15 protein-coding genes and 1 pseudogene are annotated in these 12,663 nt (G+C 59.4%); 5 read left to right on the top strand and 11 right to left on the bottom strand.

Annotated elements, in window-relative coordinates; genetic code table 11:
• Window positions 1-37 precede the first annotated feature (37 nt).
• Both X728_RS159990 and X728_RS0134365 read right to left on the bottom strand, forming a co-directional pair.
• The gene (locus X728_RS159990; RefSeq protein WP_023687850.1) at window positions 38-658 is read right to left on the bottom strand and encodes an isochorismatase family cysteine hydrolase; all 621 of its coding nucleotides are present in this window, start codon (window positions 656-658) and stop codon (window positions 38-40) included.
• 22 nt (window positions 659-680) lie between these two features.
• Entirely contained in the window at window positions 681-1,223 is a 543-nt protein-coding gene (locus X728_RS0134365; protein WP_023700055.1) for a hypothetical protein, read from the bottom strand.
• Between the two features lie 154 nt (window positions 1,224-1,377).
• On the opposite strand from X728_RS0134365, the gene X728_RS159985 reads away from it, so the two are divergent.
• On the top strand, window positions 1,378-2,205 hold the full coding sequence (locus X728_RS159985; protein WP_023830851.1) for a Ku protein: 828 nt from the start codon (window positions 1,378-1,380) through the stop codon (window positions 2,203-2,205).
• A 655-nt stretch (window positions 2,206-2,860) separates the two neighbouring features.
• Here the strand turns inward: X728_RS159985 and X728_RS159980 are convergent.
• From X728_RS159980 to X728_RS0134370, 5 genes are all read right to left on the bottom strand, one after another.
• Window positions 2,861-3,907 carry an ATP-dependent DNA ligase gene (locus X728_RS159980; protein WP_050589852.1) on the bottom strand — a complete coding sequence of 349 codons (1,047 nt, stop codon included), beginning with the start codon at window positions 3,905-3,907 and terminating at the stop codon, window positions 2,861-2,863.
• 127 nt (window positions 3,908-4,034) lie between these two features.
• The gene (locus X728_RS159975; protein WP_023668075.1) at window positions 4,035-4,541 is read right to left on the bottom strand and encodes a ferritin-like domain-containing protein; all 507 of its coding nucleotides are present in this window, start codon (window positions 4,539-4,541) and stop codon (window positions 4,035-4,037) included.
• Between the two features lie 332 nt (window positions 4,542-4,873).
• Window positions 4,874-5,293 carry an HD domain-containing protein gene (locus tag X728_RS159970; RefSeq protein ID WP_023830853.1) on the bottom strand — a complete coding sequence of 140 codons (420 nt, stop codon included), beginning with the start codon at window positions 5,291-5,293 and terminating at the stop codon, window positions 4,874-4,876.
• Window positions 5,294-5,333: 40 nt separating this feature from the next.
• Window positions 5,334-5,744, bottom strand: coding sequence for a DUF427 domain-containing protein (locus X728_RS159965; protein WP_023725490.1), 411 nt, complete (start codon window positions 5,742-5,744; stop codon window positions 5,334-5,336).
• A 635-nt stretch (window positions 5,745-6,379) separates the two neighbouring features.
• On the bottom strand, window positions 6,380-6,700 hold the full coding sequence (locus X728_RS0134370; protein ID WP_031194920.1) for a hypothetical protein: 321 nt from the start codon (window positions 6,698-6,700) through the stop codon (window positions 6,380-6,382).
• A 202-nt stretch (window positions 6,701-6,902) separates the two neighbouring features.
• Between X728_RS0134370 and X728_RS159955 the strand changes: the two genes are divergently transcribed.
• Complete coding sequence (locus X728_RS159955) at window positions 6,903-7,478, top strand: GNAT family N-acetyltransferase (protein WP_245266074.1); 576 nt, start codon at window positions 6,903-6,905, stop codon at window positions 7,476-7,478.
• Between the two features lie 70 nt (window positions 7,479-7,548).
• Here X728_RS159955 and X728_RS159950 read toward each other — a convergent pair whose 3' ends face one another.
• The 4 genes from X728_RS159950 to X728_RS159935 are packed head-to-tail and all read right to left on the bottom strand — an operon-like array spanning window position 7,549 to window position 9,921.
• On the bottom strand, window positions 7,549-7,881 hold the full coding sequence (locus X728_RS159950; RefSeq protein ID WP_023830856.1) for a hypothetical protein: 333 nt from the start codon (window positions 7,879-7,881) through the stop codon (window positions 7,549-7,551).
• A 2-nt stretch (window positions 7,882-7,883) separates the two neighbouring features.
• Entirely contained in the window at window positions 7,884-8,246 is a 363-nt protein-coding gene (locus X728_RS159945) for a hypothetical protein (protein ID WP_245260251.1), read from the bottom strand.
• Window positions 8,243-9,463, bottom strand: coding sequence for a divalent metal cation transporter (locus tag X728_RS159940; RefSeq protein ID WP_023830857.1), 1,221 nt, complete (start codon window positions 9,461-9,463; stop codon window positions 8,243-8,245). Before X728_RS159940 ends, X728_RS159945 begins: the two co-directional genes overlap by 4 nt.
• Entirely contained in the window at window positions 9,460-9,921 is a 462-nt protein-coding gene (locus tag X728_RS159935) for a hypothetical protein (protein ID WP_155923926.1), read from the bottom strand. The genes X728_RS159940 and X728_RS159935 overlap by 4 nt, the downstream gene beginning before the upstream one ends.
• Before the next feature lie 528 nt (window positions 9,922-10,449).
• On the opposite strand from X728_RS159935, the gene X728_RS159930 reads away from it, so the two are divergent.
• From X728_RS159930 to X728_RS159925, 3 genes and pseudogenes are all read left to right on the top strand, one after another.
• Window positions 10,450-11,235, top strand: coding sequence for an SDR family NAD(P)-dependent oxidoreductase (locus X728_RS159930; protein WP_031194922.1), 786 nt, complete (start codon window positions 10,450-10,452; stop codon window positions 11,233-11,235).
• A gap of 610 nt (window positions 11,236-11,845) precedes the next feature.
• Window positions 11,846-12,248, top strand: a pseudogene (locus tag X728_RS1000000170120) (SDR family NAD(P)-dependent oxidoreductase); the annotation flags it as partial.
• Window positions 12,249-12,338: 90 nt separating this feature from the next.
• Window positions 12,339-12,584, top strand: coding sequence for a hypothetical protein (locus tag X728_RS159925; RefSeq protein WP_023687844.1), 246 nt, complete (start codon window positions 12,339-12,341; stop codon window positions 12,582-12,584).
• Window positions 12,585-12,663 lie beyond the last annotated feature (79 nt).

Raw genomic sequence — 12,663 nt, forward strand, 5'->3', positions numbered from 1 at the left:
TGACGATTGTCGGCCCTTTCACTTGAAGCCCCCCAGATCAGCGAGTGAGTTGTGGCCAACACTCCAACACCTCCGCCATGCTGGCCGCCTCAATCTGCTCACTGAAGCGGGAATGGTAGACTTCCATCAGTGCGTCATGGGTCTGGTCGGCAGAGCTGCAGATGGCATCGGTGACGAGAATGACGCGGAAGCCACGATCGATGGCGCCAAGCACGGTCGCGAGAACGCAAACGTCGGTTTCGCCACCGGTGATCACGAGCGCACGCACGCCGGAGCCACTCAGCAGCGCGTCGAGCCGCCCCTCGGTCCAGGGCGAATAGACGTGTTTGTCGACCACCGTCGCCGGCGGTACAAATCGTGCAAGTTGAGGCATCAGCTCGATCAGGCGCGGATCGATGTTGGAAAGGGTTACCTCCGCCCACCGACGATAGTAGTTTGCCCACATTCCCGGCGCCTCGCCCGGGCGGGCGGCAGGAATGAAGCGCGTGAACAGGGTACGGCTGGCATGTCTGGCGACCAGTTCTTCGATCGCCGGGACCACCTTTTCAGCCCACGGCACGGGCCAAGGTCCACCCGGCGCAAACAGGCGCTGCATGTCGACGCACAGATGCAGGCCATCGTCGCCTATTGGTCCGTGAATCAGTCCTTGGGCGGCCACTGGTGGATTCCGTCGGGTTGGGTTACTGGCCTGCCTGCCGCGCTGCATCGGCCTCAGCCACATCAACAGTGTAAAGCAATTCACCGTTTTCGTTGGATACCCTCACAAGCCAGCCGGACAGAGCGTCCGTGCCAGGCTGCAGGTCGGCGAGAAGATCGATTGCGCAGCGGATAGCTTCGGACCGGGCCGCCTCAAGGCTCGCCATCCTCGACGGCGGTATGCGTCGGCTGGTTTCGCCATCGCGATACTCAAAGACATATACGTCGCCGGCGCCGTCGCTTGCAGAGGTTATCTCGACCTGGTCGAAATTGCCGTTGCTGCTCGCGTCATATTCATTGGCTGCGAGATCAAAGGTCGCTGTCTGGACCAGGATTGCCTTTGCGCGGGCAAGCACGTCATCTTCAGCTTGTATCCCGACGTTTGCCATGTCCACCGTAACGCAGTCGCCGCCCTCGCCGCAAAATATCACCCGGCGAACCGACTGCCCGTCTGGCGCCCTGGCATTCACCACTTCGGTCCGAACGACTTGCATGACACTCTCCTGCCTGTGTCTGACAATGTTCATGGTGCGCTTTCGGTTCCTGCGGATGCAGGGCGCCGGCCCGGCTGTCGAGACCGACAGGACTTCCCCGCCGGACATTGACGTGCACCGAGCCCCCGCCGCAGGAACAATTCGAACGGAAACGCGTTGCCCTAGCTGGAAACGGGATAAGCGCAAAATGGCCGCGCCACGTGCTGCCTGGAAGGGCTTCTTGAAGGTTGGTTCGGTTACTTGCGGCGTGAAGATTGTCGGCGCAACCAGCGAAGCATCCAAGATCCATTTCAAGATTTTGAACCGCAAGGACGGTCTGCCGGTCAGGAGCGTCTACGCCGACGAGGAGACCGGAAAGCTGGTGGATGCAGCGGATCAGGTGAAGGGTTTCGAGATCGAAAAAGACGAATTTCTCCAGATCGAACCTGACGACATAAAGGCGTTGAAGCTGACGTCGAAGCACACGCTCGAAGTCGGCGAATTCGTATCGATTGACGATATCGATACGCGCTATCTCGAGAAGCCCTACTATCTGATCCCGGCCGACGGCGCCGCAATCGAAGCATACGGAGTGATCCGCGATGCCATGAAGAACAAGGGCGTGGCCGCTCGATCCTGCGTGGTGCTCTACCAGCGCGGCCGCGAAGTGCTGATTCAGCCCTATGGCAAGGGCATGGTGATGACCGAGCTTCGCAACCACAACGAAATGGTTTCGGAAAGCACTGTGTTCGATGGATTGGCCAAGCAGAAATACGACGCCGATCTGCTCGAAATCGCCGGCATGCTTATTGACAAAAAAGTGACGACCTTCGATCCCTCGAAATTTGAAGACACCTATGAAGACGCGCTGATCGCCATGATCGATGCAAAGCGCAAAGGCAAGAAGCTGCCGAAGCCCGCACCAAGGCCACAGGAGAATGTCATCAACCTCGCTGAGGTGCTGAAGAAGAGCCTCAAACAGGAAGGGCTGGCGAGATCCACAAAGAGAGCCTCACCGAAACGCAAGACAGCATAGTTGATAACTGCCCAGCCAGAAGGTCCGCACAGCAGCTCCAGCCGCCCTTAATAGCTCGGAACAATTCTCGCGGTTGCCCGTTGGCCACCAAGGACGATGCCTTATGGCCGAGATCAAGAACGTCGACAGGGCAGTCCTCAAAGAGCCAGAGGCAGCGGATGCCAACATTGCGCTCAAAGGAGCCGGAACGCAGGACTCTGATCGGGCGCCGACAAGCCCCAGGACCGCTGGCCATCGGTAAAAATACATGGGGTGTGAAAAAGACCCTTTCGCCTCCAGACGCGGCGACGCGCGACCGGTGGCGGGCCGAACCCCACGCCCAAGCGAAACCCGGAGAATAGATGTGCCCCCCAAACCAGAGCCAACCGAAGAGCCGCCAGTGGATGCGCCGACGTGGACGCCGGACATACGCGAGCCTGAGCCGGATCTTCTTCCCGACGAAGTGCCAGTTCCTAATCCGGACGAGAACCGTGATCCGCCAAAGCGAGGCGTGGTGACAGACTGAACAACGAGTTTGGTCCGGCATCCTCCTGCAAAGGCGTTTATCTCGCCGCCGGGTTCAAGATCGCCAGTGAAATGCGACTGGATTTGGCTGCGCCGAATGCTTGACGGATTTGGTCTCGATGGTGTGGACCTATCGACGCCTCGCCAAGCCTCATTTTCCAAGTATCTGTTCGAACGTGCATTGCTTCGGGCTTTTGTCAGGACGCCATCGCAGAAATTTGGTGCCATGACGGAAACGATCGCCGGTGACATGATCGAACCGCACCTCCGCCACCAGTTCGGGCCGCAATGGCTCCCATTGTCCGCTTCTTTCCGTGCTCCACCGACTGGGACCGCCCGGCGCTTTTCCCGTAAAGCCAGGAGCCGATCGCAAAGCTTCAAGTTGTCGCGTAAGCTTGGCCCTGTCCTCCCGGGCGATCGTCGAAGTGAACCCGACGTGGTCGAGTTGCCCCTGGTCATTGTACAGGCCGAGCAACAGGGAGCCGACTTCACGCGAATTCGCCAGGTAGCGGAACCCTCCGACGACACAATCGGCCGTGCGCAGGCGCTTGACTTTGATCATGGCGCGCTCGCCGGGTCGATATTCGTCATCGAGAAGCTTGGCAACGACCCCGTCGGTCGAACCTTGTCCGGATTGGCCAAGCCATCTGCCTGCCGCCGCCAAATCACGCGTTGCCCGAGACAGTTCGAGATCCTTTCGCCCGGCCGACTTTACGAACAGTTCGAGTGCAGCGCGCCGAATCGAGAGCGGCTGCTGCATCAAGGCGCCCTCGGAGGTCGCCAACATGTCAAAGAGGATCAGCTTTGCCGGCGTCGCGACCGACAGTTTCCGGATCCTGCTTTCCGCCGGATGCAGCCGCATCTGCAAGGCGTCGAAAGAAAGAGCGCCTGCAATTTCGATGACGATCTCACCATCGACCACGAACTCTTTTGTTTTCAGTTCATGCAACATCGCGACGACTTCCGGGAAATACCGCCCTAACGGCTTGCCGGATTTTGCACGCAACTCCACGGCCGCGCCGGCTTTAAAGGCCAGGCAGCGGAACCCGTCCCATTTGGGTTCGTATTGCCATCGGCCAGCATCGGCCGGCAAGGTGTCGGCAGCCTTTGCTTCCATCGGCGCCGTGCTCAACGCCACGCCGAAAGACGATTTTACACTCGTCGGCAGATCGCGAGAGATGGCAGATTCGCCCGTCATGAAAGTTCCGTGGACAACGATGGAGATCGACTCAACGCAGCACTGGTGCCGGTTTTGGAAAAATCATGCTCCAACAGGGTTAGGTCATGATGAGATTTCAACCAATCTCATCATGACCTGGGACGGTCTACTCGGCAGCCTGCATGTTGATCTTGCTTTCCGCCATTTCGGTGAGCTTGCGATCGGTCGCCTGCTCTTCCTTCAGGTTCTTGGCCAATACGTTGGCGCAGTCACTGCGGCCAAGCTGCTTGGCCCAGGCGATGAGCGTGCCATATCTGGTCATCTCATAGTGTTCGACCGCCTGCGCCGACGCTATCAGCGCCGCGTCTAGAACCTCCTTGTCGTCGACGTCGCCGCTCACATCGTCGGCTTCCTCCAGAATGCCGTCTATCGCCGGGCAGTTGACCTCCTTGGCCTTGACGCCATGCAATTCGAACACCTGTTCGACGCGCTCGATATGGCCTTTGGTCTGCTCGAGGTGTTTTTCGAATCCGGCCTTCAATTGCGGATCGGTTGCCTTGCCGATCATCTTCGGCAGCGCTTTCTCGATCTGCTTTTCGGCGTAATAGATGTCGCGCAGCGTGTGCACGAAGAGATCGTCGAGTGTCTTGATGTCCTTCGAAAAGAAGCCCATGGCCTTACCTTTCATTGTGCAGAAGTTCGGGTTCGGCGGCGGCTTGCCCGCCACCCGCGGAGGCCGGGAACTCGTCCCGGCTTGCTGGTCAACGCACCGGTGCTGGAGGAGTTCCTGATTCCGAGCCGGGCCGTTACTCCTTTTCGGGACGCTGCGGTCCATCTCCGGAGGAGCTTTGACCCGATCACACGTTCCATGGTCCAGACGAGGACCCTCAGGCGCACGCCGGCGCGGAAAAACTGACGGCCAGGAGAGCCGAAACGTGCTGTGCGCCGCAAGCTCTCGCAGGCGATCGCTGCCTCGGCAGATGCAATGCCAGCGTCGGGCGCGCACTATTGTCGGGAGAACTCTTGGTCAAGTATGCGAAGGCCCTCTTCATATTTGGCCGCCGACGCTCCGACCTGCCTCGACTGCCAGATGTTGTCCTCCAGATCGGCGCGTTTTACGGGGAGCGCCACTGGGTTCGACGCAGCCCGCCGGACAAAGGCGAAATACTCCTCATCCGGCCTGCGCGACATGGCATCGACCGCCGCGGCAATTGTCGGTCCGAAGCCTGCTTCTTCGAGCTTGGCGCGGGTCCAGCCTTCGCCTTTCTCCAGAACGTCATGAAGGTAGGCAACAGTCTTCTGATCGATTGTCTCGACAGCGTCGACGACACGGCGGCAATGCTCGATGTAGGGCCGCCCGGTCTTATCGCGCTGCGACGCGTGAACCTCCTCCGCAATCTTTGCCGCCTGGTAGAAAATGCTCATCGCGCCTGTCGTTACCGTGATTGTCTCTGCCTGATGAAACCTATTCGACGATATGTGGCGTGTGTCGCTTGTCCTCGGCAGGGTCGACATCGATACGGGCCTTCTCCGGATCGAAAGCGCCGTGACCTGCAATAGCCAGAGCGGCCGCATCGGGCGTTTCGTAGGCCCACATGAAATCATCGGAAGAACTGCCGACGGCGTGGACACGCCAGTAGCTTGCGGTGCCTTTGAGCGGGCACCGGGTGGTGGTGTCGGTCTTTTCGAAAAGATCGAAATAGATGTCCTCGAAGGGGATATAGAAAACGGGCTCGTGCCCGTCTTCACGCAGGACCTTCGCCCGCTCCGTAGCCGCGACGATGGCGTCGGAAAACCGCACCGTCACCGTGCCGGAAAACGGTTCTATGGCCAATCGGCCAAGGTGGTGTTGTGAAGTTGCGCCTGAAGTTTGCATCTGAATTTCTCCCTGGCGATTACCGCAAGATCGGTCATGCCTGGAGACGAAATGCGCGGCGGCGCTTCAGGTTCCGGCATGTCCGATGAAGCTGAATGGCAGCCGGCCTTAAAGCGCCTCCCGCTTGCCGTATCCAGCAGTTCTCGTTGGTAAGGCGCGGTGAAATGCTCGTCCAACCCATTCGAAGACTTTAGAAGGACGACACGGTCGTCGCTTCCGTGGAGCGTCAGGGCTGGCACCGAAATGATCTTCGCCGCTACTTGCCGGCGGGCGAGTTCGTGGCTGGAGATGCTCCAACTGTTTGGCCGTCGTCAGCTGCCGCCTCATGTACGGGCTCCGGGGCGGCCTCAGTTGCGGCCAAGTGGGCCGCAAGGTCCCTATAGACCTTGTCCCTGCCGCCATCGTGTTTAGCGATCAGGCCAAGTAAGTCATGACGGCTTAGCTTTGCAATCTTCATTAGGAATTCGAATTCGTGCTTCGGAATCGAGGCTGCTAAGCGATCGAGTTTGGCCCGCCGGGTCTCTTTGGACACATGTGCTCCTATGTATCCAGGCAGCATGCGAGGCACGTGTTCGAAGGCCCGCCATTGTCTTGATGGCGGGCCTTCGGGCGGCCGAAGCCGCTAGGTCCATCGGCTACTTGTTGCAATTTTGCACGGTCGAGGTCGTTGCGCCACTTGCAGTGTTGTTATCGATGTCATTGCCTGCGGCGTCCTTGCAACGGTCGGTCATGCCGTTCGATTTTGTAGTCGAGTTTGTGGAATTCGGATCGGTTGGCACGGTCGCATTCCCGCTGCCAGTGCCATTGCCAGCGGCGCCGCCGCTGCCAACAGTTCCAGTACCAGTTCCATTACCCGTGCCAGCCGTGCCGCCAGCACCCGTTCCATTTGTCTGCGCCAGGGCGGAACCGGCCAAGGCAATAGTTAGCACCGACGCGGCTAGAATTTTCTTCAACATTGGAGTCTCCGTGTTTGAATCGCCGAATTGCGATCGCTTTCCCAACGACAGGTTTTTCTCATTGTTCCAGGCGTAATGGATTGTGATCCGCAGCAGCCTTCGTCGAGGTGGACACTCTTGACGGCGCACGAATTGTGATGAGACCTGACAAGGGCAGGATGGGCTTTGTTCAACACCAAAGCGATATGTTGGGCGCGGCTGCATGCATCCGACGCGGATCGCGATGCGGAATGTGGGCAAGACGGGTTACAACAGAAGCGGCGATCAGAGCTGCGAGCGAACCGGCCGCCTTGATGTTAATCTGACGGTTGAATCTCAAGACCATTCCGACGCAGGAGCAGAACGCATGCCGGCTCGATCCGAAGGATTTACAATCGCTCTGGCTCACAACGGGGATGCACGAACGCAGGCGGCCGCTGCGCTCTATCGACACAACATCGAACAAACCGGAATCGATGACCGGGCAGTGATCGGCGCGGAGCTTACCGACCCCTCGGGAAAGATCTGGGGTGGAATTTGGGGCAGAACGGAACTGGGGCTCCTGTTTCTCGACATGTTCTTCTTGCCTGAAAAATTGCGTGGCCGATCCTATGGATCACAGCTTCTTATGGCGATTGAGGAGGAAGCCGTTAGGCGTGGATGCAAGAGAGCCGTCGTCGAGACGAGCAGTTTCCAGGCGCCTCAATTTTACCGGCTTCATGGGTTTGAGGAATTCGGCAAGGTCGAATTCGTTATTCCAGGACACGCCCGCATCTTCCTTCGCAAGAACCTGCAGTAATCTTTGCGGAGGCGCCATCTGCACGAACGGCTAATTCGCCGGCAAAACGCCGGCTCCCAGCCGTAGCCATCTACTCCCGAAGGTCCTTTTGCCCTTTCCATCCGGGAAGCTCGGTCATCGGGCATAGCAGCCGCGGTCGCGCCGGATCGGAGATATCGAGTTTATCCCAGGGAATGCGGTACAGGCCGTCGCGACGGCGCAGCCGAAACAGGTCGAGCATCGCGACGCCGATGGTCGAAGCCGACAGACGCTCGAACGCGGCGTAGATGCCAACGTGGAATTCAGTAACGACGAGCTCGTCGCCACGCTGTTCGGCGAGAATCTCTTCGATGTGACCGATGCTCTTTCCACGCTGCGAGAGCACGCGTCGCCCGGCAAGATGTTCGAGGTTGACTGTCCTCATCATCACGCTCCTGGGATGCGCCCGATGACATGATCGCGCAACCAGTCCTGCCAGGCGAAAATCGACGTCTCGCCCACCTCGATGTCACATTCGATGTCGAGCCCGTTGTCCTGCACCTTTTTCCACGCAATCCTGTGTGGCTCGGCGTGGCGTTTGCCACCCACCCTCGTCGCCAGTTGCGCCATCCATTCCCCGGGCCGCGCGCCAAGGCGGCGCGCCAAAGTGATGGAGCCGAGTTCTATCGCGACAATCCTTGGTGGTTTGCCCCGCCGCAACTCGGCCACCACTCCGTCGACCTTGCCGATCTTGACCCGCCGGCGGTCGAACACCTGCTTGTCCAGGAGATCACGCATCAATTCCATCATGTGCCTCCGAATATCTGCAGCGGAATCGTCACCACGGCGAGCACGAAGGCAAGCGCGATAATGAAGATAACGGCGGCATTCGAAATGATGCCGTTGCGATGTTCGCCGACATAGCGTTCGTCATTCAGCAGGAAGAGAAATGGAACTACCGTCAGCGGAAGGCTCGCCGCCGTTACCGCCATGGAAAAGATGGTCAGCCTCAGTGGGTCGAGGCCAAGCACGATCGGAATGGCGGCCAAAAACAATGATGCCGTATAGACGGCACTGAAGCCCGGATCATCGCGCGGCTTTCGATCCTCACCCCACGTCCAGCCAAAGCCCTGTGCCACCAGATATGCCTGTTGCAACCCGACTTCGAGTGCGGCGCCGAAACAGGCAATGGCTAGCGAGGCAACGAATAGAACGAACCCCCAGAAGCCGAATATAGGGATCAGCATCAACGGCAGTTGGTGATAGTCGTCCACCTGGTCGATGCCGTGCGTCGCGAGAACGAGAGCAGCGACGATCAACACGGCGATCGAAATGGTCCCACCGAAGGTCATGCCCAGCCCGGCGATGGCACGATTGGCTCCAAGGTGGCTTTCATCCCATTTGTCCTCGATAGCTCCCGAGGAATAAAACATGAAAAGATAAGGCGATATCGAGGCGCCGAGAATGCTGGCCGCCATGAACCAGTAATTGATGGCATCGTGAGCCGGCAGCGCGGGCACGGCGCTGCCAGCGACCGCTGTCCAGTCGGGCTTTAACATCACCGCACCAACCACGAAGCACAGCGTCACGAGGCCGAGGACCGAAATGCCTTTCTCGATAAAGCCAAACGTGCCTTTCCACAGCAGCAGCCATGCCAGCAACGCCACCGGCAGTGCCCACCACTGGAAGCCTATGCCGGTGGCAAGTTCGAGTGCGATGGCCACACCGCCGATCTCAGCGGACAGCACCATGAAATTGACGAGAAGGACGACGAGCAACGGCCATAGGAAGACGTTGAACCCAAATCTTTCACGAATGCCCTCTGAGATCGTGTGATGGCTCATCGCGGCGAACCGACCGGCCATTTCAACCAAAAAGATGATGCATATGGTGCCGAGAACTATGGCCCAGATCAGCTGGAATCGGAAGGCGGCACCCGCCTGCGCCGCCGTAGCCATCGACCCGACTTCGAGGAAACCTCCGACACTGGTGACGACGCCAAGCGATATTTCCAGAAGCTTCTTCACGGCTTTGGTCCGAAAGCGCTGGTGTAAGCGGCGGCGAGCGAGCGCATGGCCGCCCGAAGATCCTGTTGTGCGCTTTTCACCTCAGTGCGATTGTTCACCTGCAATCCCGCCTCGGCATGCGCCACCGCCACCGACAAACTGTTGACTGCTGCCGTCAGTCCTGCTCGCCCGGCTGGTTCAGCGGTCTCGGCCGATCGAATTTGCGCCTCGACATCGGCCAGCGTTTTTCCGACCGAGTGCAGTGCGGCCGTGGCATAGGCGGACGGTGCCGCTCCCTCCACCCAGGCATCCAGTACCATCGATACGGTCTGTGCCGCGGAGGCCGCTGTTCGTGATTGCTGCGCCACCTGATTGGAAGACGAGCATCCGGCCAACCCGGCTAGAATCAGAAGCAAGCACAGGCAGCCAACCGGAAAATGACGGTCGTTATGGGGTACAGCGCGCGTTGGATGCGCCACGCGGATTTCCTCCCCGGCCCGAACCAACTGCGTCCGGCATCAATGATCTAGAGCGCTCGGAGAGCTCGTCAAACGAAACCGACGACGAGCCTGTGAGGTCGGCTAGTCCAACGTAACAAAACGCTCCATCCCGGACAGCCGTTAAAAGAGGGGGGCCCGCGCTTCTCTTTGGCGCGGAGAAGCGCGGGCAGATCGGGCTGAGGGGATGACCCGATCGCGCAGCATCAACATGGGAGGGCAACAACGCTGCACGGTTCGAACTTCCAACCGGGCCACTTGTTCCAACTTCAACTGATCCGTTCTGAGTACTCAATCCATGCGTTTGGGGGGCCTTTTTGAAGGTAGGCCATGGCGAGTTCTCATGGCGTAGAACGGTTTTTGTCGCAACGGCCCATCCATGAATGCGCGCGACGACCGCGATGACGACCGTCGCCTGACCGTCATGACAGCGCACGACCAATCCAGCCCAAACGCCGCGGAACAATTGTGCCCACTCGTGGTTCCGATGGCACGAAGATGGAGGATATGATGACGGACGCCAAACTCGCTGTGGTGACCGGCGCCTCGAGTGGCATCGGAAGGGAACTCGCAAAGCTGTGCGCTAAAGACGGTTACGACCTGATCATCGCCGCCGACGAGCCGGCTATCCGGCAGGCGGCAGAGGCACTTGAGACCCACAATGTAACGGTCGAAGCCATTGAGGCCGATCTGGCGACCGTCGAGGGCGCCGATCGGTTGATCTCCCAGATCGGCGATCGCGATATCGACCTGTTGTTTCTCAATGCGGGACGCGGGCTCGGCAACGGCTTCGTCGACCAGGACTGGCGAAAAGTCCGCCGGATCATCGACACCAATGTCACCGGAACGGTCTATCTGGCGCATGAGCTCTGCGCCAAGATGGCCCGGCGAGGTCGCGGGCGCATCCTGTTCACCGGATCGATCGCCGGCTTCATGCCCGGCACATTCCAGGCCGTCTACAACGGCACGAAGGCGTTCATCGATTCCTTCTCGATCGCGCTCCGCCATGAGCTGAAAGATAGCGGGGTGACGGTCACCGTGCTGATGCCTGGCCCTACGCAGACGCGATTCTTCGAGCGCGCTGAAATGATGGATACCAAGATCGGCACCGATGAAAAGGGCAATCCGGCCGATGTCGCCAAAACGGGTTACGAGGCGATGATGGCCGGTGATGAACAGGTCGTCAGCGGTTGGAAAAACAAGCTGCAGGTTGCCGCCGCGCATGTCACGCCGGCAGGCACTTTGGCCGAACAGCACCGTAGGATGGCCGAGCCGGGGTCGGCGTCCAGCGACTGAGCCAATATTTCGCGCCATCAAACGGGCTGGCATTCGCAGAGACCGCATGTGCTGTGCGACGCAGTCAATCACTGCCGCAAGGACGGCACCATCTCGGTCCCCACGGCGTCTGTGTTGGCCTGGTCGATCACATCCCGTCTGGCGCGGCGATGAATAAGAGACCGGCTTTCCGGATGGGCCAGACGCATACGCAACGCTGCCTCGAACCTCTTTTGGCCATGGTCCAGAGCGCCGCAATCGATCCCTCCTTGTGATTACCCACCGGGCCGATCTGAAAGCAGGGCCGGATCTCTACAAGACGTTCCGCGACAGGCAGGATGGCTGCATCAAAGTCGTGACGCGGCCTCACAGCAAAGACGGGCAAGGCGACCGACACTCACTGCAATCACAAGGGAACATTCGCGTCGACGGCCGGTTAGGTGCCACTTCCGTAACGGTCACCTGCCGTCAAAGCGAGCCCATGATGAACCACGACCAGCATGACAATGTACCAGACGCAGCGCGTAGACTTGTCGTCGGAAGCATGGCGGGAGGAATTCTCGTCGCTTATGCTTCCACGGCGTCAGCCGATACGGGAACAGTGCCTGCTAAAGCAGGCCCTGCGAGCCCGATGCTCAAACAGAATCCGGTGACGCAATATCCCCAGCCGCCGTTCAAGCCACAGGAACAGAAGTGGCCGGGTTTGGCCACCAAGATGGTGCCACGCCCGGATCACGGCGAAACGACCTACAAGGGATCAGGCAGGCTTGCCGGTCGCAAAGCGCTGATAACCGGCGGCGATTCCGGAATTGGTCGTGCGGCGGCGATTGCATTCGCGCGCGAGCGTGCGGACGTCGCTTTCGGCTATCTCCCCGAAGAACAGGAAGACGCCGACGAACTGGTGGACCTAATAAAAGCGGCAGGTCAAAACGCTTGCCGGCTATATCCGCAATGAGGCCTTTTGCAGAAAGCTGGTCGATGAAGCAGCAACGCCCCTCGGCGGTCTCGACATCCTGGTCAGCAACGCTGCCCGCCTCACTCGAGTCAACGGTCCTCAAAAAGGGCCGCCAGGCCCACCGCTCCTTAGGCGTGGTGGGCTTTCAGACTGTCTACAGGAGGAACCAATGGCTGGCGATGAAATAGAAAGAAGGCGACTGCAGATGTTGATCGAACAATATCTGGAGACCCGTAAGCGACGGCACGATTTCGTGTCGATCGCGAATGCCGAACTCGCGATCAAGGCGGTCATGCCGCATTGCCCGGTGTCAAGCGCAGCGTTGGCAGAGATGATAGCCGCTGGCGCCGTCACTTACGGCCTTGGCGTCCTATTCGACGCGAGGCAAACCGAGGGCGAACTGCCCGTCGTTTGATAGGCTCATCGCCTGACCAATCGTCGCGCCGTGGCGAAGTTTCGCCCCAGCGCTGGAGTACGCCAGACCGGGAGCATGC

It is taken from the genome of Mesorhizobium sp. L103C119B0 (assembly GCF_000502235.1).
Classification (GTDB): Bacteria; Pseudomonadota; Alphaproteobacteria; order Rhizobiales; family Rhizobiaceae; genus Mesorhizobium.